General features: G+C 26.0%; 25 protein-coding genes. 1 reads left to right on the forward strand and 24 read right to left on the reverse strand.

Going from position 1 to position 23,141, the window contains the following annotated elements; all coding sequences use genetic code 4:
- Positions 1 to 29: 29 nt before the first annotated feature.
- The 19 genes from AAHM77_RS02585 to rpsF form a co-directional block, all read right to left on the reverse strand.
- Positions 30 to 839 (reverse strand): hypothetical protein, encoded by an 810-nt coding sequence (locus AAHM77_RS02585; protein WP_342252571.1) that lies wholly within the window; start codon positions 837 to 839, stop codon positions 30 to 32.
- Between the two features lie 10 nt (positions 840 to 849).
- Positions 850 to 1,686 (reverse strand): ABC transporter permease, encoded by an 837-nt coding sequence (locus AAHM77_RS02590; protein ID WP_342252572.1) that lies wholly within the window; start codon positions 1,684 to 1,686, stop codon positions 850 to 852.
- Positions 1,676 to 2,395 carry an ABC transporter ATP-binding protein gene (locus AAHM77_RS02595; RefSeq protein ID WP_342252573.1) on the reverse strand — a complete coding sequence of 240 codons (720 nt, stop codon included), beginning with the start codon at positions 2,393 to 2,395 and terminating at the stop codon, positions 1,676 to 1,678. Before AAHM77_RS02595 ends, AAHM77_RS02590 begins: the two co-directional genes overlap by 11 nt.
- A 21-nt stretch (positions 2,396 to 2,416) precedes the next feature.
- On the reverse strand, positions 2,417 to 3,043 hold the full coding sequence (gene nusG / locus AAHM77_RS02600; protein ID WP_342252574.1) for a transcription termination/antitermination protein NusG: 627 nt from the start codon (positions 3,041 to 3,043) through the stop codon (positions 2,417 to 2,419).
- A 23-nt stretch (positions 3,044 to 3,066) separates the two neighbouring features.
- Positions 3,067 to 3,567, reverse strand: coding sequence for a preprotein translocase subunit SecE (gene secE / locus AAHM77_RS02605; protein WP_342252575.1), 501 nt, complete (start codon positions 3,565 to 3,567; stop codon positions 3,067 to 3,069).
- Positions 3,568 to 3,574: 7 nt separating this feature from the next.
- Positions 3,575 to 3,724 (reverse strand): 50S ribosomal protein L33, encoded by a 150-nt coding sequence (gene rpmG, locus AAHM77_RS02610; protein WP_342252576.1) that lies wholly within the window; start codon positions 3,722 to 3,724, stop codon positions 3,575 to 3,577.
- 41 nt (positions 3,725 to 3,765) lie between these two features.
- Positions 3,766 to 4,350: a hypothetical protein gene (locus AAHM77_RS02615; protein ID WP_342252577.1), complete on the reverse strand. Its 585-nt coding sequence runs from the start codon at positions 4,348 to 4,350 to the stop codon at positions 3,766 to 3,768.
- A 15-nt stretch (positions 4,351 to 4,365) separates the two neighbouring features.
- A complete protein-coding gene (rlmB, locus tag AAHM77_RS02620) occupies positions 4,366 to 5,100 on the reverse strand; it encodes a 23S rRNA (guanosine(2251)-2'-O)-methyltransferase RlmB (RefSeq protein ID WP_342252578.1) in 735 nt (244 codons plus the stop codon).
- Between the two features lie 45 nt (positions 5,101 to 5,145).
- Positions 5,146 to 6,465, reverse strand: a complete 1,320-nt coding sequence (gene cysS / locus AAHM77_RS02625; RefSeq protein ID WP_342252579.1) for a cysteine--tRNA ligase — start codon at positions 6,463 to 6,465, stop codon at positions 5,146 to 5,148.
- A 26-nt stretch (positions 6,466 to 6,491) separates the two neighbouring features.
- Positions 6,492 to 7,433: an ECF transporter S component gene (locus AAHM77_RS02630; RefSeq protein ID WP_342252580.1), complete on the reverse strand. Its 942-nt coding sequence runs from the start codon at positions 7,431 to 7,433 to the stop codon at positions 6,492 to 6,494.
- Between the two features lie 20 nt (positions 7,434 to 7,453).
- Positions 7,454 to 8,137, reverse strand: coding sequence for a uracil-DNA glycosylase (locus AAHM77_RS02635; protein ID WP_342252581.1), 684 nt, complete (start codon positions 8,135 to 8,137; stop codon positions 7,454 to 7,456).
- Positions 8,130 to 9,413, reverse strand: coding sequence for a hypothetical protein (locus AAHM77_RS02640; RefSeq protein ID WP_342252582.1), 1,284 nt, complete (start codon positions 9,411 to 9,413; stop codon positions 8,130 to 8,132). The genes AAHM77_RS02635 and AAHM77_RS02640 overlap by 8 nt, the downstream gene beginning before the upstream one ends.
- Positions 9,414 to 9,493: 80 nt before the next feature.
- The gene (locus AAHM77_RS02645; RefSeq protein ID WP_342252583.1) at positions 9,494 to 9,961 is read right to left on the reverse strand and encodes a 23S rRNA (pseudouridine(1915)-N(3))-methyltransferase RlmH; all 468 of its coding nucleotides are present in this window, start codon (positions 9,959 to 9,961) and stop codon (positions 9,494 to 9,496) included.
- Entirely contained in the window at positions 9,961 to 11,235 is a 1,275-nt protein-coding gene (locus AAHM77_RS02650) for a hypothetical protein (RefSeq protein WP_342252584.1), read from the reverse strand. The genes AAHM77_RS02645 and AAHM77_RS02650 overlap by 1 nt, the downstream gene beginning before the upstream one ends.
- 53 nt (positions 11,236 to 11,288) lie before the next feature.
- Positions 11,289 to 12,611 (reverse strand): replicative DNA helicase, encoded by a 1,323-nt coding sequence (gene dnaB / locus AAHM77_RS02655; protein ID WP_342252585.1) that lies wholly within the window; start codon positions 12,609 to 12,611, stop codon positions 11,289 to 11,291.
- Positions 12,612 to 13,055 (reverse strand): 50S ribosomal protein L9, encoded by a 444-nt coding sequence (gene rplI, locus AAHM77_RS02660; protein ID WP_342252586.1) that lies wholly within the window; start codon positions 13,053 to 13,055, stop codon positions 12,612 to 12,614.
- Positions 13,056 to 13,060: 5 nt separating this feature from the next.
- Complete coding sequence (gene rpsR, locus AAHM77_RS02665; protein WP_342252587.1) at positions 13,061 to 13,288, reverse strand: 30S ribosomal protein S18; 228 nt, start codon at positions 13,286 to 13,288, stop codon at positions 13,061 to 13,063.
- Positions 13,289 to 13,314: 26 nt separating this feature from the next.
- Positions 13,315 to 13,812, reverse strand: coding sequence for a single-stranded DNA-binding protein (locus AAHM77_RS02670; RefSeq protein ID WP_342252588.1), 498 nt, complete (start codon positions 13,810 to 13,812; stop codon positions 13,315 to 13,317).
- Entirely contained in the window at positions 13,802 to 14,320 is a 519-nt protein-coding gene (gene rpsF / locus AAHM77_RS02675; RefSeq protein ID WP_342252589.1) for a 30S ribosomal protein S6, read from the reverse strand. The genes AAHM77_RS02670 and rpsF overlap by 11 nt, the downstream gene beginning before the upstream one ends.
- Before the next feature lie 231 nt (positions 14,321 to 14,551).
- On the opposite strand from rpsF, the gene AAHM77_RS02680 reads away from it, so the two are divergent.
- Complete coding sequence (locus AAHM77_RS02680) at positions 14,552 to 17,107, forward strand: vitamin B12-dependent ribonucleotide reductase (protein WP_342252590.1); 2,556 nt, start codon at positions 14,552 to 14,554, stop codon at positions 17,105 to 17,107.
- Between the two features lie 42 nt (positions 17,108 to 17,149).
- Here the strand turns inward: AAHM77_RS02680 and lysS are convergent, their stop codons facing one another.
- From lysS to ftsH, 5 genes are all read right to left on the reverse strand, one after another.
- Positions 17,150 to 18,655 (reverse strand): lysine--tRNA ligase, encoded by a 1,506-nt coding sequence (gene lysS / locus AAHM77_RS02685; protein WP_425288822.1) that lies wholly within the window; start codon positions 18,653 to 18,655, stop codon positions 17,150 to 17,152.
- A gap of 17 nt (positions 18,656 to 18,672) precedes the next feature.
- Positions 18,673 to 18,975 carry a hypothetical protein gene (locus tag AAHM77_RS02690; RefSeq protein ID WP_342252592.1) on the reverse strand — a complete coding sequence of 101 codons (303 nt, stop codon included), beginning with the start codon at positions 18,973 to 18,975 and terminating at the stop codon, positions 18,673 to 18,675.
- Between the two features lie 98 nt (positions 18,976 to 19,073).
- Positions 19,074 to 20,102 carry an ABC transporter ATP-binding protein gene (locus tag AAHM77_RS02695; RefSeq protein ID WP_425288823.1) on the reverse strand — a complete coding sequence of 343 codons (1,029 nt, stop codon included), beginning with the start codon at positions 20,100 to 20,102 and terminating at the stop codon, positions 19,074 to 19,076.
- A gap of 42 nt (positions 20,103 to 20,144) precedes the next feature.
- Positions 20,145 to 20,996, reverse strand: coding sequence for an Hsp33 family molecular chaperone HslO (locus tag AAHM77_RS02700; RefSeq protein ID WP_342252594.1), 852 nt, complete (start codon positions 20,994 to 20,996; stop codon positions 20,145 to 20,147).
- A 19-nt stretch (positions 20,997 to 21,015) separates the two neighbouring features.
- Positions 21,016 to 23,109, reverse strand: a complete 2,094-nt coding sequence (ftsH, locus tag AAHM77_RS02705; RefSeq protein ID WP_342252595.1) for an ATP-dependent zinc metalloprotease FtsH — start codon at positions 23,107 to 23,109, stop codon at positions 21,016 to 21,018.
- Between the last annotated feature and the right edge of the window lie 32 nt (positions 23,110 to 23,141).

The following is a 23,141-nucleotide window of genomic DNA, read 5'->3' on the forward strand; positions in this document are numbered from 1 at the left end:
AATTAATATTTTATTTTTCAAACAAAATATTAATTTCACTTAAATGTTTTTAAAGTTAAACTGATAAATAATGAAAAGTAAGCAAACCCTGCTACTACCGGGATTCATGTGCTATCATCAGGGAATTCACTATTAAATCCACCATTCCAAGCGTAATAAGAAAGTGCCTCAGGATATTTAAATGGCATTGTATAACTTATGTATTTTAATCCATCATTACTATCTAACAAAACAGAAGGAATCATAATCCCTGATAAAAAAGCACCAACAAAAAAGAATAACATAACAACACCTTGTGTATTTGTTTGACCTCTTGTGATTCCCACACAGAATAAAGCAATAGCATTAGAGATTAAAATTAATTGTATAACTGCTAAAAATAAATAACCTCAATTTAAATTAGAATACATTGAAATTTCGCTGCTGTCAGCAATTAGTACAAAAATAGTCATCCATAATAACATTCAAAAAAAGGAAAGAATAGAAATTAAGAAGAAATAAGAAATAAAAATATAGAAAAAGGTAGATTTACCTATCGGCATCACATCAATTCTTTTTAATAAAATTGAATTTTTCCAATCACTTAAAACTAAGGAAAAAGACATCAAACCTGTTGTTATTGGTCCTAATAAGAGATAACCTGGAACGATTTCTTCAGCAGGTCTGTCTAATGCTAATTTAAAAACAAAGAAAAAAACACTGGAAAGTATTAGAGGCTGGAAAAAACCAAAGAAAATATATTTAAAAGATGACAAATAACTTTTGATTATTAATTTAATTAGATTTTTTGTAGTATTCAATTTTAATTCTTTATCTTGCCTTGTTAAAATTTTTTTCATTTTGATTCACCTATCTTTTTACTGATGTTAATTTAAAAGTAAATTTATTAATTACATTAAATATAATTATCCATAAAAAAGCTATTACAGGAGCAATTCAATTTTGACTAAATTCAGTAAAACTGTTATCTAAATTAAAAGTTCCTGTTCAAGCATATTGATTGACAAAAACACCATATTTAGTAGGTAGAATATAAGAAATATATCTTAAAGCATCGACTTTATCTAATAAACTAGCTGGGAACAGTATTCCAGAAAATAAAATACATGGAAAATATATCGCCATTCCTATCCCTTGCGCAGAACCTTCACTTTGGGCAACCCCACCTATAAAAACTCCGATCGAAATTGATAAGAAAGAAACTTCTAAACAAGCCAATAAGAATCAACCGAAATTAAAACTAGAAGAAAAGGTCTCCATACCTGATGCGGCATCATAAATCACACCTACTATCATCAATCAAACAATACCCATAAATGAAATTAATGTGTAAAACAAAATTAAAGAAAAAAGAAATTCTGTTTTACTTATAGGAGTTGCATCAATTCTTTTTAAAAAAACCGAACTTTTCCATTCTGTTATTGTATTTCCTAAAGACATTATTCCCAAAGTGACCGGAGGTAACATTATAATTATTCATAAATATGAAGTATCAATTAAATTTATAAGTGAAATTATTATAAATAAAAATGTAGGGAAAATAAAACCGAAAAATAAAGCTTGAAAAGATTTAATAAAATTAGACCAAAAAATAGGAAAAAAAGAAAAAATATTATGTAATTTTTTTTTAAAAAGAATTTGGTCAGGTTGAGTTTTTTTTCTTGTTCTAAACATTTTAAACAACATTTCCTTCTAATTCTTTTGCAAAAAATTTATCTAACATATTTCTAACACTTTTATATTTAGAAATTACATCTTTAGTTTTTATATCTATAAAAATTTTTCCTTCGTCAATTATTAAAATTCTATCAACTAATTTTTCAATTTCTTCTGGACCATGTGAAACTAACAATAAAGTATGTTTCCCGTCACATATTTCTTTTTTTATGTAATTTAGTATTTTATATTGAAGTTGAATATCTAAACCAGTAGTTACTTCATCTAATAAAATTAAATTAGGATTATGTACAACTGCTAATAAAGCATTAAAACGTTGCTTTTGACCACCAGATATTTTCGCTAAAGGTCTTTTTATGAAATCTTTTAATTCAAAAACCTCTTCTAATTTTTCAATTCTTTCATCACTGACATTATAAATACCTTGGAAAAATTTTAAAATATCTTTAGGTGTCACACCTGCAGGCCAAACACCTTCTTGAAATTGAACCCCTATATTTTCTTTTACTCCACCTTTATCAAAAAAATATTCAACAGAACCACTAGTAGCTTTTTTAGTTTTGCAAATAATTTCAATTAAAGTTGTTTTACCAGCACCATTAGCACCTAGTATTGCCACTGTCTCATTTTTGTAAATATTAAGATTAATTTTTTTTAATATCTGTGTTTTTCCGTATGATTTTTCTAAATTTTTAATCTTTATTAAAATATTTTCCATTTTATATCCCTCAACTTAGTGTTAATTGTCTTTTTTGCAGTCAGAATATTGTATATGTGTCGGTGTTAATCTACCAAACAATTCAATATTAACAATAGCTTGACCTTTCATGTCATCTTTTGCAACAACTTTACCTTCTTGATCACTAAAAGGGCCAGATTTAATAGTCACGAAATCACCAATTTCAAAATTTGCCTTATGTAAAACACGATCTTTTTTAGATAATTCTTTAATTTCAACATTATCTGATTTTCTTAACATTTTTTTAACTTCTGCTTCTGTTAATGGAAAAGATTTAGTACCTTTTCCAGAAGAACCTATAAACCCTGTCACACTCGTTGTATTTCTAACTATAAATCAAGCTTCATCATCCATGATCATATTAATGAAAATATAACCAGGATAAAGATTTTTATTAATTATTTTTTTAGTTTTTTCAGATCTTACTTTTTCTTTAATAACTCTAATATCAAAAATCAAATGAGATTTATTTGATTTTTTAATTATTTCTTCAAGGTCAGATTTTACATTGTCTTCACGCCCTGAATGGCAACTAACTACATATCATTTTCCTTTAAATTTTTCATCAGGACTTAGTTTATTATCAGAAATAAATTCTTCATCCAAATTTTCTTTTTTCAATTCCATAAATCTCTCCAAATATAAATATACTAATTTATAATTTTTGAAATACCTAATAAATACGTAAATAATGCATCAATTATAACATAAAAAATAATAAAAAATAATATAAATGCCATTACAATTAAAAATTTCCTTGCTAAAGAACCTTTCCCAGCTCATCTAATTCTTTTAATTTCATTTATGAATTTAGTTGGAAATTCTCTTATTGCTAATTTGTAATTTTTTTTCTCTTTTGAATTTTTTTGGATTTTTTTTTCTTTTTTTCTTTTTTCTTTTAATTCACGTGTTTTTTGTTTTTCGGCAGTATCTTCTTTAAAACCTGCTTTAATAATTTTTTGTTGTTTTTTGTTGTTTGTTTGATTTTTTTCTTTTAAATTTAAATTTTCGGATTGAATTAAATCGTCATTATCCTTTGTTATTTTTAAATTATTTATGCTTTTTGATTCTTCTTGTTTTTCAATTTTTTTATCATTAGTAATTTTTGAATTGTCTGAAACTTTATTTAAATCCTTATTATCTTTTTTCAATTTGTAATTACCTTGATTCCTTATGCAATTTATGAGCATTACAATTTTTACAAAATTTGTTTAAATTTAAACGGTCAATGTTTTTTGTTTTATTCTTAAAGGTTTTATAATTTCTCTGCAAACAATCTTCACAAATTAAAATGATTTTTTCTCTCAAAATTAAACCTCTAGTTTAAAAATAATTAATTAATATTATAACTAATGAATGTTTAATTTTCAACAATCACGTAGTTTATTTATGGCCCTTTGAAGACAATTATCAATTTGTTTGTAACTTAAATTTGTAATTTCTTCAATTTCTTTATATTTATAACCTAACATTTTGTAACCAAAAATTTCTTTTTCCATATTTGATAATATATGTAAATTTTTTTTAATAAAATTTTTCTTATGATTATTTTGTGGATCAATAATATAATTAAAATTTTTGTCAGAAACATCAAAGAAAGAATTATCTAAACTAGATGCAAAATTTAAAATTTGATGCTTTTTGGATATAAATTTTTTAATATAATTGTGTACATCTCATGTACATCTTTGAAATAAATAATTTGCAAAAGTTTTAAGATATTCTTCTTTAAAATTTGATAGACATTTACTAAAAGTTACATATTGGATAACATCTAAGTCACTAGACTCCAAGGGGACAAAATTATATTTTCCAAAAACATGTAGTGATATTGATTTTAATCTTTCTTTATACTTTACAAATAAATGTTGTTTTATTCAATCGTATTTTTCTAATTGGTATAAATAAATTAATTCATTTTCATTAAAACCCATAATAATAAAATCCTTCTATCATTTTTGAGAATTTCGAATTTGATATAAAATAATCCCGGTAGAAACAGATACATTTAATGAATCGATTTTTCCAAAAGTTTTTATTTTAATATTTTCATCCGAGTTCTTTCTTATATTACTGCTAACACCTTTTCCTTCATTGCCAAAAACAACAGCTGTTGGTGTGTCAAATTTTATTTGATTTATATCTTTTGAATCATTATCTAAAAATGTGCTATAAACTCAAAAATTATTTTCTTTTAATTTTTTTATTGCATTAGTGAGGTTGTTAACAACTGAATAATTAACATAAAAAAATGCACCTGCAGAAGATTTGATTACTGTTGGAGTGATTCCAACTTGTCTTCTTTCTAACATTATAATTCCATCTACTCCAAATTGATGCGCAGTTCTAAAAATAGAACCTAAGTTTTGCGGGTCTTGAATTTGATCTAAAATAATAAATAAAGCATTTTCTTTATCACGGTTTTTCTGCAGCAATTCTTCAAAATCGACAATTGTGTTATTTTTGACTTTAATAACTATCCCTTGATGCTTATCATTAGAAACTAAGTTATATAATTCTTTTTTAGAAACTTTTTGAACATCAATTTCGGAAGACTGAATTTTATTTAGTAAATTTTGATTTTGGAATTTAATATCTAAATAACATTTTTCAATTATAGCTTTGTTTATATTTAATAATTCTGTACATGGATTTATTCCATATACCCAAAAACTTTTTATCATTATATCAATCTCCCTTAAAATAAAAATGTAAAATATGCATATTTTTTAAATTATATTTTTAAGTTTTAATTGTTCTCTTAATAAATCAGATTGTTGATAATTTTTATTTTTTTTGCATTTCTCATACTCTAAAATTAATTCTTCATCAGCAAGAGAATAAACGGTGTACTTAAAATTAAATCCTAACAATTTCTGATTTATTATTTGAAATTGTTCCAATAATTCATAAGACAAACTAGAATCAGAAAGGCTTTTATTAATTTCTTTAATTATTTCTTGCAGAACTGTTAAACAGTTAGGTAAATTTAAATTATTTTCTAAATTTTTTAAAACATCATTTAAATAACTATATTTTTTTTTGCTATTAGTTATTTTATTGGTTATTTTATAGTAAGAAATTTTGTTATAAATATTTTGAATTTTTTGAACTTCTGCTGCAGACTGTTCAATTAATAATGTTGTCAAATCAATTGGACTTGTATGATTCATTTTGTAAAAAATTATTTTTAATGTATTGCTGTCATATTTTTCAATAAAATCCCTTATCAAAATTGTATTGTTTAATGACTTAGACATTTTGTGCTCACCAAAATTTAAATGACCATTGTGGATCCAAAATTTAGATAATTCACAATTTTCAACTGCTAAATATTGAATTCTTTCATTTTCATGATGAGGAAATTTTAAATCAATTCCTCCAAAATGAAAATCTACTTTTTCTTTTTGAAAAAATAAATAATTAAGAGTTGCACACTCTGTATGCCAACCAGGTCTGCCTTCGGACCAAGGCGCTTTAAAATTTATTCCTTTATCTGTTTTTTTTCATAAGGCAAAATCTAATGGATTATTTTTGTTATCATTTTCAGACAATCTTTTATTCGGAATCAGATCTTCAATTTTTTTATTAGCTAAAATTCCATATTGTTTTTTAGATTTATAGATATCAAAAAAAACGTCACCATTTTTCACATAACCTTTATCATTTTCTAAAATTTTACTTATAAATTTTATTTGTTCATCTATAAAATCACTAATTTTCAAAAAAGAATTTGGTTCTGATAAATTTAAAGATTTAAAATCTTCCAAAAAATTTATAGTATATTTTTCCGAAATTTTTTTTTCTGTATTTTTTTCCGAAATTGCTTTATCAATGATTTTATCGTCTATGTCAGTGATATTAATTATATATTTAATGTTTTTATTTTTAAATTTTAAATATTTAATTAATACATCTGCGGTTATAAACGGACGCATATTTCCAATGTGTAAAAAATCATAAACAGTAGGGCCACAAACATAAAAATTATAAGTTTCTTTTTTATCTATTATTTCAATTTTATTTGTTAAAGAATTATATATTTTCATTATTTAGATTCTCCTAAATAAAATCATTATAAAGGAATAACATTTTTTTTATCAACTAATGGGAAAATTGTTTTGTAAGTTATAAACAATACGGCAGTATTAAATAAAATTTTTAAAGGCGCTTCTAACATTCTAGCCAGTAAAGTCAATTTATAACCATCAGAATCTTGAGAACCTGAATTTAATGCTGTTAAAAATGCTAAATCACCTCACGAAGAAATAAACGCTGTTATTCAGAATTCACTAACGCAAGCAAATGCTGCTATAGGGAATAATCCTATCAATTTACTTTTTTTATTCTTAGAACTATGTTCCATAAAAGCAGCAAGAGACATGAAAAGAATTGACAAACCAAAACTAATAGCAAAAAAAGAAGTAAACAATATTGTCGGGAAATCAATTCCAAAAAGTGTTGAATTATTATTATAAATTAAAACACATGCAAGGATTGCTGTTAACATCATAACAACATTAACAAAAAAATAAAAAATCCATTTTTGTTTACCAACAGCATTATTAAAAGCAGAAAACAATCCTGCTAAAAAACCATATGAAATAATAACAATTAAATAAGAAATATGAATAAAAGAGGGTATAAATAAAATTGTTAACATTTCTGTTATCAAACCTGATAAAGCACCAACTATGGGTCCGAATAAATAACCAGTTATTTTAACCATAACACCTTCAAAAGCTATCCTTACTGGCGGAAATACTGTTATTGGTAAAATTATAGAAATTATAACAGTGAACGTTACTGAAGTTGCTGACAATAAAGCTATATAAGTAATGTTTTTCGTACTTAACCTTATACCTCTATAACTATTAGGATAAAACTTATAAACAATACCACTATAAATAGAATAGCAAATTAACATACCGATCATTAAAAATGATGAAAAATAAGCTAAATCAATAGAAAGAAATTTATCTGAAATATTAGAAATGGAAAATAAATCTATAAACATTATTACATATTCCTTTCGAATTAAAAAACTCAAACTATTTCTTTTATATTAATTATATCAAGATGTTTGTTAATTTTTGAAAAAATTTTACTTCCCTCGAAACCTTTTTTATAACTAAAAGGAGAAGGATGCGAACTTTCTAAAATTGTTAAATCTTGTAATTTATTTTTATATTTTTTTGCGTTTTCACCTAATAAAACAAAAATCAATTTTTTATTTTTTATTAAAAAATTGATTAAATCATTCGTAAAATCTAATCACCCTATTTTTTTATGACTATTTGGTTTATGCTCTTGAACGGTCCATACAGTATTCATTAAAAAAACACCTTGTTTAACTCAATCATCTAAGCAATTTTTTTTATATTCTAAACCTATATCATTTTTTAATTCCAAAAAAATATTTCTTAAACTAGGTGTTATTTTATCATTCTTAACACTAAATGCAATTCCATCTGCTTGATTTTTATTATGATAAGGATCTTGACCAATGATTACAACTTTTAAATCTGAAACTTTTGTAATCTTAAATATTCTAAAAATATCTTTTACTTCAGGGTAGCAGATATTTTTAGAATATTCATCATAAATAGTTTTTAAAATATTAATAAAATATTCTTTTTCTTGAACTATTTTAAAAAACGATCACCAAGAATTGTCTAATTCTAAAAATAGTTCTTTTTTTCAATCAACAAAATTAACCATTAATTGCAGGTAAATTCTCTAATGGTGTCGCTAAAGAAACCTTTGTATTTTTTTTGTTACTTAAATTTTTTTTAATTCTTTTCAGTTCTTTCTTTTTTAATTTTAATTGATTTTTTTTAAATCTTTTTAATTCAAAACCTTTAAGTTCTGTGTCCGCATCTTTTACATCACTATCAAAAAAAACTTCTGTTTTTGGATAATCAATTTGTTTATGAAACTGATTGTTTTCTTCTATTGTGGGATTATCTAAGGTTTTTACATATTTATCAATTCCACTGGATTTAGGAACTATTCTTTTGTTATTTAGAGTTGGTGGTTTTTTTAAAAAAGTATCTTCTTTTTCAGCTTTAATGATAAAAGGATTTGTTGTTTTATTTCTCGGTTTTTCTTCATGAACTCTTTTTAATTTTTCATGAAAATCTTCGTTAGTTTTTCCTTCTATTTGTTTTAATATTTCAGATGAATGTTCCAATTCTGTTTTAATTGCTTTTTTATAATTTTCATTAATGTTTTTATCTTGTCGGTTTTCTTCTTGTGTTAATTCTTGCCTTTCTTCAACATCTTGAACAACATTGTCTACATATTGTTTTACGTTATTATAAAATTCAGTATTTTCTCCTATTTCTGTTCTTTCAATAGAAAATAAATCTTGGTTATTTTCATTTTTAAAAACATTTTGTTTTGTATTATCTTTTCGATTTAAATAATAATTGTTGTTGTTTATATGTTTTTTAAAATTATTTTCTGAATTATTTTCATGATGACAGCAGTTTGAATATTCTAGATTTTGATTTTTATTGAAATGCCCACAATTATTATTTAAATCATGGTCACAATGTGTATTATGATTATTACCATAGAAATGAGCGGCATGACATGAATCAAAATGAAAATTCGGGAATGGGAATGGAAAAAATTGTTGAATAGGTGTTGGCATTGTGTATGGAAATAATTCTGCTTTAGGACCGGTTTTAGAAACTGTATCTTCTGATTTTGCAGAAACTTTTTTTTCTTCTGGTTCTTTTTCAATTATTTTTACAACTTCAACTTTTTTTTCTTCTGGTTCTTTTTCAATTGTTTTTACAACTTCAACTTTTTTTGATTGAGTAAAATTTTGTTCCAAAATATTTTTGTTAGGATTTAAATCCATATATTTTTGAAGCCTAACATACCTTTGGGCACTTATTGCGTCAGCAAATAATGAATCTAATTTATCATTTATAAAAACGATATATTTTCCATCAGATTTATTTTTTTTAATGTTATATTTATTCATATTTCATACCTTCAGAATTACTTTTACTTATACTAACAAATGAAAAAAGAAAAAAGAAGGTATAAAATAATTTTTTCAAATTATTTATGATATTTTTCATTATTTATTATTTTAAAAGAACGATAAATTTGTTCAAAAACAATTGCTCTAAATAATTGATGTGGGTAAGTTATTTTGCCGAAAGATATTTTCCCTTTCAAAAATTTATTCAAAGAATTATCTAAGCCGTCACTACCACCAATAATAAAACATATTTTTCCAGAATTAAAATTCTTATTTTCATCAATAATTTTTGCAAATTCTTGGCTTGTAACTAAAACTCCATTTACATCAAAACTAAATAATGCATACTCTTTTAAATTAATTATTTTTGATAATATTTCATTTGTTTCAAGATGTCTATTAACATTAATATTTTTATCTTTTGATTCTTTAATCTTAATAATTTCAATATCTGCATAACGTTCAATTTTTTTAAAATATAATTCGGACAAATCTAATAGACATTTTTTAGATATTTTACCTACCGCTATAATTTTGATTTTCATTATTTTATTTGTTTAATTGAGTTTGGGTCAATTTCAATATCCATATCTACTGCGACAATTTCTGTATCTTCATTGTACATCATTTTGTTTTCGAAACCATCTCTACCTTTTCCGGCTTCATCTTTGTCACTTCTACTTGTTATATCTGTATTTCAATCAGCTTCATTTAAACCACCATCATAAAATGAATAATAAATATAATTATTATATTTAAAAGCATAATCATTGTTATCAGAAAAATCTGTTAAAGAATCTGGTGTTCAAAAATCAAAAAAATCAAAAGTCCATGATCAGTATCAATAAGTGTTTCCGTCCAAAGTAAGACTGTATGGTTTTGGAGTTAAATGTGCTACAACATTTGAAACGGTGAATGAAAAAGTAAATTTATCTTGATCTTCAAAAGTGACATCAAATTTTAAATCAGGTAATCTAACAATTATTTCAGATAACTCTTGATGAAAATCGTAATTCAAATCTTCATTATCTGTATCCTGTAATTTATATTGCACATTATCACAAAGTGTTTCCGGTTTATCTTTTGAGAAGGGGTTTAAAAAATTATTATTTAAATAATCTAAAACGTATGAAACGGCACCTTGACCATTTAATTGTGCAACACTTGGATAAGTAGGATCAACTATTGAAACAGTATTGATAAAATTATCTTGATTTAATGAATTTGTACTATCAATTTCACTAGGAGTAAATTTTTCCGGATTATCCCCAGGGGTACCATTGTTTGTTCAACTACCTTTTCAATAGTTAATATTTGATAATAAAGATGAATCTGGTACAGCGCTAAAATTATTGCTATACAAGTCAATTTCAGTGTAATAAGAATCAAATTGTGAAGGTTGTTCAAAAAATAATTTTCATAAATCTGCAGTTTGTTGACTGCTGTTAGCAGGATTTTCTAAGTTTTCCTTTTGGTTCTCTAACGAATGATCGTAAATTTGTTGAGGAGCTTTTGCACCACTCCCGCTTTCTGAAGCTTCACTAACATTTATCGCTCACAATGGCAATAAAACAAATTGAACTATATTGTTTTGTCAATTATAGTTAGTGGCATTTCCTTTTGCGTCCACCTGAGAAGATTCACCATTTAATTTATTAGAATACATATCATCTGTTTTTTTAACATCACCTGAACTAGGGTCAACTCAAAATGCAGAAGCTTTAACTTCATTACCATCTTCTGCACCACAAGCGATAACACTCATAAGTGGAGCACTAATAACGATTACTGAAGTAAATAAAGAAATAATTTTTTTCATTTTCATTAATATCCTTGTATGTTTTAAAATATTATATATTATAAATTAAAAATTTATGAATAATTTTCAAAAGAACCTTGTTTTTTTGAAAAAATTAAAGAAACGTCTCCAATTGGTCCATTTCTGTGTTTAGAAACGATTAGCTGCGCATTAGGTCCGCCTACTTCTGTTTCTGGGTCTAGTTGATAATAATCTTCACGATATAAAAACATAATTAAATCTGCGTCTTGTTCAATTGCTCCTGAGTCTCTTAAATCTGACATAACAGGTCTTTTGTCTTCTCTTTTTTCTACAGCTCTAGACAATTGCGATAAACAGATAATTGGAACGTCTATCTCTCTTGCGATAGCTTTTAATTGTCTAGAAATGTCAGATACCTCTTGTTGCCTTGATTCTTTAGAAGTAGGGGTTAAAAGTTGTAAATAATCTATAAAAACTATCCCAATTTCTTGTTCTTTTGAAAACTTTCTTAATTTTGATTGAAGTTTCACAACAGATAACCCAGGAGTATCATCTATAAAAAAATTCATATTTTTAATTTGTTCAGAAGCTCTAGTGATTTTACTCCACTCTTCTGAAGTGATGCCTTTTCCAGTTCTTAATTTTTGAGAATCAACGTTAACGGAAAGTGATGTTAATAACCTTAACAAAATTTGTTGTGTTGGCATTTCCAAAGAAAATAAACACACAGCTTTTCGATTTTCCCTTCAAGCGTTGAATGCCATATTTAAAGCTAAAGCTGTTTTTCCCATACTTGGTCTGGCGGCTAAAATTATAAAATCACCTTTTTGAAAGCCTGCTGTCATTTTATCTAATTCAAAAAATCCAGAAGCAATTCCGGTTAGATTAGATTCATTACTTGCTAAATCTTCAATTTTTAAAATAACATTATCTATTTCTTTAGAAGCGTTTACAAAAGTTCTGTCTAAACGAGAACTATTTATGTTTAAAATTGATTTTTCGGAAAATTCAATAATAGATTCTATTTTTTCATTATCATTAACTTTTTTAATTATATTATTTGCGATCGAAACTAAAGAGTTAGAATTAACGTTCTCAATAATTATTTCCAAATAATCATCCAGTTCTTCATCAGACACAAAAGAACCAAAAATTTCTGTAAGATATTCAACTCCGCCTGATGAACTCAATTCCTTGCTTTCGTTCATTTTATTAGCTAATGTTGTTAATGTAATTGACTGATTCTTTAATAATAATTCACTAATATTTTTAAAAATCATTTTATGGGCAATAATTGAAAAATCATCTTCTTTTAATTTAGATAACACATCAAATGATGCTGTTTTAAATCTTACCATTATTGACAAAATATTAAGTTCTGCTTGTTTTATCAACTCATAGTCAATATTTTTCATTTAAAATTCCTGCACATCAATTTTTAAAGTTGCAATAACTTTTTTGGATAATTTAATATCCAAATTAAACATGCCTGTTTGATTTATTGATTCATGTTTTAGAATTTTATGTTTATCTATTTTAATTTTGTGTTGCTTTTCTAAATCTAAAACTATTGTTTTTATAGATATAGAATGCGCGGCTTTGCCATTATTGATTGTTAATTTATACTTTAAAATAATTGATTCTATTTCAGATTTCAACAAAGAAGCGCGTGCTTCTTTTATCTCTTCTTCGTTTTGTTTTTCTTGAATAATTAAATTATTTTCATTAATGTTTTTTGGTGTAGCCAAAACAGCTTTCTTATTTTGAAATAAGAAATTTTTAGCATAACCATCAGAAACTTCTATAACATCATTTTTTTTACCTATTTTTTTTATATCTTCTAGTAAAATTACTTTCATTTGGATTAATCAATAGTAAAAGGTAATAATGCCATTTCACGAGCTCTTTTAATTGCTGATGATAATGCTCTTTGGTTTTTTGCAGAAGTTCCTGTTACTCTTTTTGGTAAAATTTGACCATTATTAGAAATAAATCTTTTTAATAATTCAATATCTTTATAATCAATATAATTTATTTTATTTTTTTCAAAATAACATCTTTTTTTAAACTTTTTATATTTATTGTATGCCATAAATATATCTCCTTTTTATTTATAAATTAATCTCAAAGAATCGCATCTTCAATTTTATCTTTGTTGTTATCACTATCATTATTGATTTTATTATTTTGATTCTCGCCAGTTTGATCATTTGAAATACTATCAGGTTTAAATTCTAGATTATTAGGATTAGGAATATTATTATTTCCATAAAAATTATTAGATAATCCATTACTTGAAATATCAGATTTGTTTCTTTTTGGTTCTAGAAAAGAAATACTTTCTGCTGTCACTTCAACAATTGTCATCATATTACCATTATCATTTGTTGTTCTAGTATTTAATCTACCATCTAATGAAATTAATGCGCCTTTGTTCAAGTTTTTTGCCATAATTTCTGCAGTTTTATTTCATGCAAAACAAGGGACGAAATTTGCAGTATCATTAAAAATATTTTGAACGGCTAATGTAAATGCACAAAATACTTTTTGGTTTTTTGAAGTTCTTAAAATAGGATCCGCAGTTAATCTCCCTACCAGTAATACTCTATTTAACAATTTTATCACCTTCTTTAACATTTTTTTCATTATTTTTTTTAACTGTTTTTATCTCAGCAGTTGGTTTTGAAAAATTATTTTGTTCAGATGAATTGGCATCTTTAACATCATTTTCGTTAACATTATCAAAAGTTTTACGTTTATATTTTTTACCAATAGTTTTTCTTTCAAAACGATCATTTTTAACTTCTGTTTTTGATAATTTTGTAGAAGCTTCATAATGTTTTTCTTTTTCAGTGTTTAAAACAAAAGTTCTTACAACACCTTGTTCAATTTTAGATATACGTTTAAATTCATCAACATTTTCTGAAGTTGTTTTAGCAATAATTACAAAGTAATAACCTTTTTCTTTTTTATTTATTTTATATGCAAATTTCATTAATCCTCATGATGATTTTTCTAAAATTTCACCACCATTGTTAATGATTATGTTTTCTATTTTCGTTTCTAACGATTTTGTATCTTTTAGATCTTGGTCTAAAATGTACATAATTTCATAAATTTTCAAAATTAATCTCCTTTTGGTCATATGGTTCTTTTAAAAGAACAAGAATATTAAATAAATATATACAAACTGTATTATACACAAAAAAATAATTATATTAAATAAAATATATGACTAATTAATATAATGAATATTACCATAAAAATAATTATTTTTTAAGTTTGTATTATTATTTATAAAAATTTAAAATCTTATTACACTAAAATTATTAAAGAAAGGTTGTGTGTTAAAAACGTGATTGATGTCAAAGTAGTGAATAATTTAAATCAATCTATTAAAAAACATTTTAAAAAAATTAAAACAATTGAAAAAGACTATAAAATGACTTTTTCTGGAATATCTAGACTAGTTATGTTAGATCGTTATGCCCAAAAAGATAAGGAACTTAAAACTTTATGTGTTGGGGACATTGTTATTACAATAATAAAAGAAGATAAGTTATTTCCTTTAAGGGGTATTGGAAATGTTGTTAAGATTAATAAAAATAATAATACTGTAGAAATTAAACTAGAGGAAGAATATGTAACTAATCTTGATGATAATGTTTTTGAAAATAAGGAAAAATTAATTATTTTAAAAAATATAAGTGAAATTGAGAAACCTTTAGAAATTTTTTATGAACAAATAGCTTGAAGAGTTTCGAATGCTATGTCTGAAATTGAAGAAGGAGAGAAAAAAATAAAATATCAAAAAGAATTTTTTTCCGAATTATTAAATTTAAATATTGTACCTGCTGGCCGTGTTCTTTATGGTGCTGGTAGTGATTCTGACGTTACCTTATTTAATTGTTTTGTTTTACCAATGATTAAAGATTCAAGAGAAGGTATTAGTAAGCATCGAGAAGAAGCTATGGAAATAATGTCTCGTGGTGGTGGTGTTGGCACAAATGGTTCTACTTTAAGACCAAGAAACACTATTGCAAAAGGAGTAGGGGGGAAATCTTCTGGAGCTGTTTCATGATTGAATGATTTAAGTACATTAACTAATTTAGTAGAACAAGGTGGTTCTAGAAGGGGTGCTCAAATGATAATGTTGGGTGATTGACACCCTGATATAATTGAATTTATTATTTCCAAAATGCAAAATATTAAAATTTTAAAATATATTTCTGAACATATGAGTGATCCATTAATACAAAAAGAAGCTCATAAAAAAATGAAATTTAAAGCTAATACCGATTCTGAACAAGAAATATATGATGAAATACTAAAAAATGACAATCTTTTTAACGATAGTGTTATTAACAGAATTAAAGAAAAACAAAATAACGGTGGAGAGTGAATCGTAGAAAATCATAATTTTTTAAGTGGTGCTAATATTTCTGTCGCTATTTCAGATAAATTTATGAAAGCTGTAAAAGAAAATGATATCTGAGAATTAAAATTTCCTGACATTGCAAATTTATCAATTGAGGATAAGAAATTTTATGATGAAAATTGACAAGCAATTGGTGATGTAGAGGAATGAGAAAGACTGGGCTATAAAACTAAAGTCTATCATCGAATAAAAGCCAAAGAATTATGAGATTTAATTAATTTTTGTGCCAACTATTCTGCTGAACCTGGTGTGTTTTTTATAGATAGAGCAAACGAAATGACAAATGCTAAATCTTATAATATGAAAGTTGTTTCAACAAATCCATGTGGTGAACAACCTTTAGCTCCGTATTCAGTTTGTAATTTAGCTGCAATTAATTTAGCTAATTTTGTCAATAAAAAAACTGGTGAAATTTTATTTTCTAAATTACAAAAAACCGTCAAAACATGTGTCCGCTTTCAAGATAATGTTATCGATGTAACACCTTATTTTTTGAAAAAAAATGAAATACAAGCAAAAGGTGAAAGACGTATCGGTTTAGGTGTTATGGGTCTTCATGACATGTTGATATGAGCAGGATATCGTTATGGTTCTCCTAAGGCTAATAAGGTGGTTGACAAAATTTTTAAAATTATCGCAGAGAGTGCTTACATTGCATCAAGTGATTTAGCAGTTGAAAAAGGTGGTTCATTTGCATTTCTTGAAAAAAACGAAGATTTTTTAAAAACTGGATATATGAAAAAAATGTCACCATCAATTAAAAATTTAATAAGAAAACAAGGGATTCGAAATTCTCATTTATTAACTGTAGCACCTACAGGTTCAACAGGAACAATGATTGGTGTTTCAACAGGTTTAGAACCTTACTTTGCATTTAAATTCTTTAGATCGGGTCGTTTAGGTAAATTTATAGAAGTTAATGCTAAAGTTGTTGAGGAGTGATTGGAATACCATCCAGAATTCAAAAATAAAAAAATGCCTGGAATCTTTATTTCTGTTCAAGAATTAAAACCGGAAGAACATGTAAATGTACAATGTATAATTCAAAGATGAGTAGACTCTTCGATAAGTAAAACAGTGAATGCTCCAAAGGGATTTACTGTTAAACAAGTTGAAAAAATCTATCAAACATTATATGAAAATGGTGCTAAAGGTGGTACTGTTTATGTTGATGGTTCAAGAGATTCACAAGTTTTATCTTTAGATTCAGAATATGATAAAAATGAAATTAAAGAACAATTAAATTTAGGAGATTATGGAATTGAATCTACAAAAAGTATTAAGGAAACAGAAGAAATTTTAAAAGAAAATGACATCAAAAAAGTTGCTGAATTAAGAGGTATTAGACAGGATAGGTCTGTAGGAATAAAAATAGGAGATTTATGCCCAATATGTAGGGAGGGAACTGTTTTATTCAGAGGTGGTTGTGCCACATGTAATAACTGCAACGCTCAATTAAAATGTGATGTTTAAAATAAAAAAAACGCTTCTAAGATTAGAAGCGTTTTTTTTATTTTAATTTTTAATTTTCATTTGTGGGAATAATAAAACGTCTCTAATAGAGTTGCTATTAGTCAATAACATTACTAGTCTGTCAATTCCTAGACCAATACCCGCTGTTGGTGGTAATCCATATTCTAAAGCTTCAATAAATTCATAATTTAATTCATGAGCTTCTTCATTACCTTTTTCTTTTTCTTTTATCTGTTGTTCAAAACGTTCAAATTGCTCAATCGGATTATTTAATTCAGAAAAAGCATTCGCATATTCTCTGCCGATGATAAATAGTTCAAAGCGATCTGTAAATCTAGGATCTTCAGTATTTATTTTTGACAATGGTGAAATTTCGACTGGATGACCATATACAAAAGTTGGTTCTATGATGTTCGGTTCTACATACTCTTCAAAAAACAAATTAATAATGTTTCCTACACTTAAAAAATGTTTCGGAACTTCTAGTTTATGTTTTTTAGCAATTTCTTTTGCTTCTTCAAAAGTCATTTTTTTTCAAAAATCAACATTGATGTTTTCTTTAATTGCATCCACCATGTGGATTCTTTTAAATTTTTTAAAAATATTTATTTTTTTACCACTGTATTCTATTACAGAATTATTTTTAATTCCAATCGCTAATGCTGATTCTTTAAAAATTTCTTCAGAAAGATCCATCATATAATAAAAATCCTTATAAGCTGCGTAAATTTCAATTGATGTAAACTCAGGATTATGACGTGTTGATATACCTTCATTTCTAAATAATCTACCTATTTCATAGACCTTTTCCATACTTCCGACTACCAACTGCTTTAAATGTATTTCAGTTGCTATCCTCAAGAATAAATCCATCCCTAAAGCATTATGATGTGTTTTAAAAGGTTTAGCTGCAGCGCCACCATAAATTGATTGTAATATCGGAGTTTCTACTTCTACAAAACCTTTTTTATCTAAAACTTTTTGAATAGTTCTAATAATTTTATTTCTATTGATAAAAACTTGTTTAGATTTTTCATTCATTATTAAATCAACATAACGACGACGATATTTTTCTTCTTGATCTTCAATGCCATGATGTTTGTCAGGGAGCGGTTTTAGTGATTTTGAAAGTAATACAAATTTTTCAACACGTAAAGTTAATTCTCCTGTGTTAGTTTTCATCGGTTTACCATGTAAACCGATTATATCTCCTAAATCTAAATTTAATAATTCCGCAAAATATTCATCTCCAAGAACATCTTTTCTAAGATAAGCCTGAACTAAACCCATTCCATCTTGTATGTTTAAAAACACCGCTTTTCCTGTTTCACGAAATAAACGTATGCGTCCTGGTATTTTAATATTTACATCACTTTTTTCAGCTAATTTTTCTTTAGAAAAATTATCAAAAGTTTCTTTGAATGTTTTAGTGTTAAAATTTCTTTCAAATTTTGTTTGGACAAAAGGATTTTTATTATTTTCAATTAAATCAGTAAGTTTTCTTCTTCTTATTTCTTCTTGTTCACTAAATTTTCTATTATCCATAATTTACCTATAAATTAATATTATTTAATTCTTTCACCATTTTTATAAACACGATTAATGTTTGTGCCAGAAAAACTAACGATAACATTAGCACTTCCATTGCCATTATAATTTAATTCCAAATTTTTCGCTATATCTAAAGTGTTTTCAGATTTCTTATAATCCTTAATTTCAAAAACAATATCAATTTTTTCAGAATTATTTTTTCACATATTAATTAATAAAAAGTCATTTGCATCATTATTTATATTTCGAAAAAAATCAAAGAACATTTTTTCCTCTGTGTTTGATGCATTTAAATTAGCTTTTACTTTACAAATCATAAATCACCTAAACCTTAGAAAACATCTAAATAATAAAAAACATTTACTATATTTTACACATAAAATATAGTAAATGCAAATTTTGATAAATATAATGATTAAGATCAATCAATTTTTTCTGGGTCAATAGGGTTTTTATTCTCAATTACTTCGTCGATTAAACCATTTTTTACATGAATTATAACATTACCCATTTTAGCAATATTTGGGTTATGTGTTACTAATATAATCGTTGTTTTAAAATTCTTGTTTACATCACGTAAAATTTTTAAAACATTTTTACCCATTTCCTCATCTAAAGCACCTGTTGGTTCATCACCGAATAAAATATCAGGATTTTTTGCCAATGCACGAGCTATTGAAACACGTTGTTGTTGTCCTCCTGACATTTGATGAGGATATTTTTCTTTTTGTTCTTCCATACCAATAGAATCTAAAATTTCATCGACAGATAACTTATCTTTATCATTTTTAGATAAATTAGCACCCACTTCAGCATTTTCCCTAGCAGTTAAATTGCTTAATAAATTATATTGTTGAAAAATAAAACCTACATTATCTCTTCTAAATTTAGTTAAATCTGAATCTTTCAACAAAGTTAAATTATGACCAACGACAAAGGCATCCCCTCGTGTCGCTTTATCTAAACCAGAAATAATATTCAATAATGTTGTCTTTCCAGAACCTGAAGGGCCTAGAATAACAATAAAATCACCTTTTTTTAATTTTAAATCTACACCTTTTAAAACTTTAGTTTCAATTCCAACACCAAAATAAGATTTTTCAATATTTTTCAATTCTATAACATATTTACTTGGATCAGGTTTATATTCCAATGTAGATATGATTTCACCACCAAGAATTCTTTTAGAATATAATTTAATATCAGATTTTTGTTTCTTTTTTGTTTCTTTTAAAGATTTTAAATTATTTTTCATCACAATTGTTTTTTCAGCTTTTTCGCTTTTAACATCTTTGACAACAAATTTTTTATCTTTAGATTCTTTTTTATCTTTAGATTCTTTTTTATCTTTATTTTCCATATCAACGAAATTTTTTTCTTTTTTGTCTTTTTCTTGTTTTTTATCTGAAATCGATTCAACTTGTGTTTCTTTATCTTTTAAAATTTCTTCTTGTTCTTTTTTGCTCATATTTCTTTTACCTCTGGACTAATTCAAAACTTGTTTTATTTTATCATAATTAATTAAATATTTCTTTAAACAAAAATCACACTTAATTTCAACTTCTTGTTTTAAGTCTAATATTTCTTTTTTGTCTTTTTCATCTAATAATTTAATAGTATTTAACGATTTTTTTTCAGAACAATCACATTTAAATGAAATCTTAGAATCTTTAGTTAATTCAATTCCTTTATAAAAATTTAATAACTCATCTAAATTTTTTGAACTTAGCATTTTTTCATTAAGTAAATTAACATCACTTAATTTTTGTTCCAAAAAATCTAAATCTTCTTCACTTGCCTCAGGCAATAAATTTGCTAAAAAACCAATTGCTTTTAAAACTTTATTATTATCAATTTTAATCGCAGTTAACAATAAACCTTTTGTATTTTCGTTTTGAATTAAATAATAAGTAAAATCTAAATTAATTTCTCCTGAAACAAGATATATTGCCCCTATTTTAGGCTCTTTTTCACCAGGAATGTCTTTGACAACTTTGAGCGTACCTGTTGTACCTACGACTTGACTTATAACATTCCTATCTTTTTTTATTTTGGAATCATCAAAATTTGGATTAGCACAGTAGGATTTTAATTTACCATCAATAAACTCTGCAGAAATTAAACCTATGGGGCCTCCTCCATTAACATAAGAAATAGTTTTTTTATCTCAATTAGAAGAACCAATAAGAGATGTCGCTAAAGCCGTTCTACCAATAACTTCAGCTGACAATGCATTTGGTTGATGAATTTTTAACATTTCATTTATTGTATTTGTGCCTTCAACTAAAGTAACTTTTATATTATGTTCTTTATACAATCCTTCAATGATTCTATCCATTATTATTTCCTTTTTTTTGTTATTCTGGTTCTATATCTAATACATCTCCTTGAGCTTTTTTACTTTCTCATTTTTCTCTATTATTTTTTTCAATAATAACTTCTTCAGGTAATTTCATATTTTCATCAATGTATTCAATTTGTTCAGATTTTATAGTTTCTAAAATTCTTAATGATTCAGCAATTAAATCTAATTCTTTTTTGTTTGCAATAATTATTTTTTTAGCCGTTTCATAAGAACGATCAAGAATTTTATTGATTTCTACATCAATTTTTTTAGAAACTTCCTCTGATCATCATTTTGAATTAGTTCCCATTGCACGTGATTTGGAAGATTCATATTGAACAAGTCCAAGACTACTCATACCATACTCTGTAACCATGTGACGTGCTAAATTTGTAGCTTTTTCTAAGTCATCATGTGCACCTGTTGTAATTTTTGTTTTACCAAACATAATTTCTTCAGCGGCACGTCCACCTAAATAACCTGTTATTGAAGCATACAATTGTTCTTTACTATGAAACATAATTTCTTCTTTTGGAGTCATGATTGTATAACCACCAGCGTTACCCCTTGGGATTATAGTTACTTTTTGAACTTTAGATGCATCATCTAATTTTAATCCTATTAAAGCGTGTCCAGCTTCATGGTAAGAAACTATATCTTTATCTGTAATTGTGTATTTACGTGATTTTTTAGCAGGTCCACCGACAACTCTATCAATTGCTTCATCAATTATTGTTGATGAAATAATTTTTTTATTTTCTCTAACCGCCAGAATTGCAGCTTCATTTAAAACATTTTCTAACTGAGCCCCACTAAATCCAGGGGTTCTTTGAGCAATACGTTTAAAGTCTATTTCACTTGAAACATTTTTATTACGCGCATGTAAATTAAGAATCGCTTCTCTTTCTTTAATGTTTGGTAAAGAAATTTGAATTTGTCTATCAAATCTTCCAGGTCTTAATAAAGCAGGATCTAAAACATCAACACGGTTGGTTGCTGCCATAACAATAATTCCGATGTTTGTACCAAAACCATCCATTTCAACAAGCAATTGATTTAATGTCTGCTCACTTGTTGAAGGTCCTAAAGAATTACCTCTTTTTCGACCTACAGCATCAATTTCATCAATAAAAATAATACATGGTGCTGTTTTTTTAGCATTTGCAAACAATTCACGAATCCTTGAAGCGCCTACACCAACAAATACTTCCTCAAACTCAGAACCAGAAATGATATAAAATGGTACTCCCGCTTCACCAGCAACAGCTTTAGCCAATAATGTTTTACCTGTTCCTGGTGGACCTTCCATAAGTACACCCTTAGGAGTTCTAGCACCCATAATAGAATATTTTTGTGGATTTTTTAAATAATCTACAAGTTCAATAAATTCTTCTTTTTCTTCGCTAATTCCAGCAACATCAGAAAACTTAATGTCTGTTTTTGCTTTTTTGGCTTTACTTTTACCCATAGAGAAAGGATTCATTCCTCCACCCATGGCACCTTGAGCTTTAACCATTTTGTACATTAATCAACCAGAAACACCTATTATTAAGAATCAAGGTAACAATTCAGCAACTAAAGTTTCTCAAATCGGAACAAAAGTTCTATCTACTACAGAAAGTCCACCTACTAAAGGTGCGTCATCTTTGTAATTTCCAGTGGGGTCACTAGGATCTAAACCTGCGGCAAAATCAAAATATGTATATGTGCTAAGTGTTGGGTCAGTAACTAATCATTCTGCTGGCTTATCATATTCTAAAGAATATTTTATTTGTTTTTTTACATTACTAGTAACATTTTCAAGAACAATCACTCCAGTATATTGAGTCGTATTATCTCCAACTAATTCCAAGACAGTAAAAGAATCAACAAATTGATCATCATCATACTCATATCGATCAAATGTAGCATTAGGATTCACTCCATCTAAATCTTGTTGCGCAGAATATTCAGCTTCCGCTATAACCATTTTTCTGAACGTTGTAGTACTTAATTGTTGAACATCAGAACTAGATCAGATTAATATTAAAAATAGTAAAATAAAAAAAAGTAAGAAGAATAGTAGTAAAAACGATCATAATTTATTTTTATTTTTATTTTTTTTCATCAATCTTTTCCTTCGTACAAAATAATAAATTT

The sequence above is a fragment of the Spiroplasma endosymbiont of Amphibalanus improvisus genome, assembly GCF_964030645.1.
GTDB lineage: Bacteria > Bacillota_I > Bacilli_A > Mycoplasmatales > Mycoplasmataceae > CAXIPX01.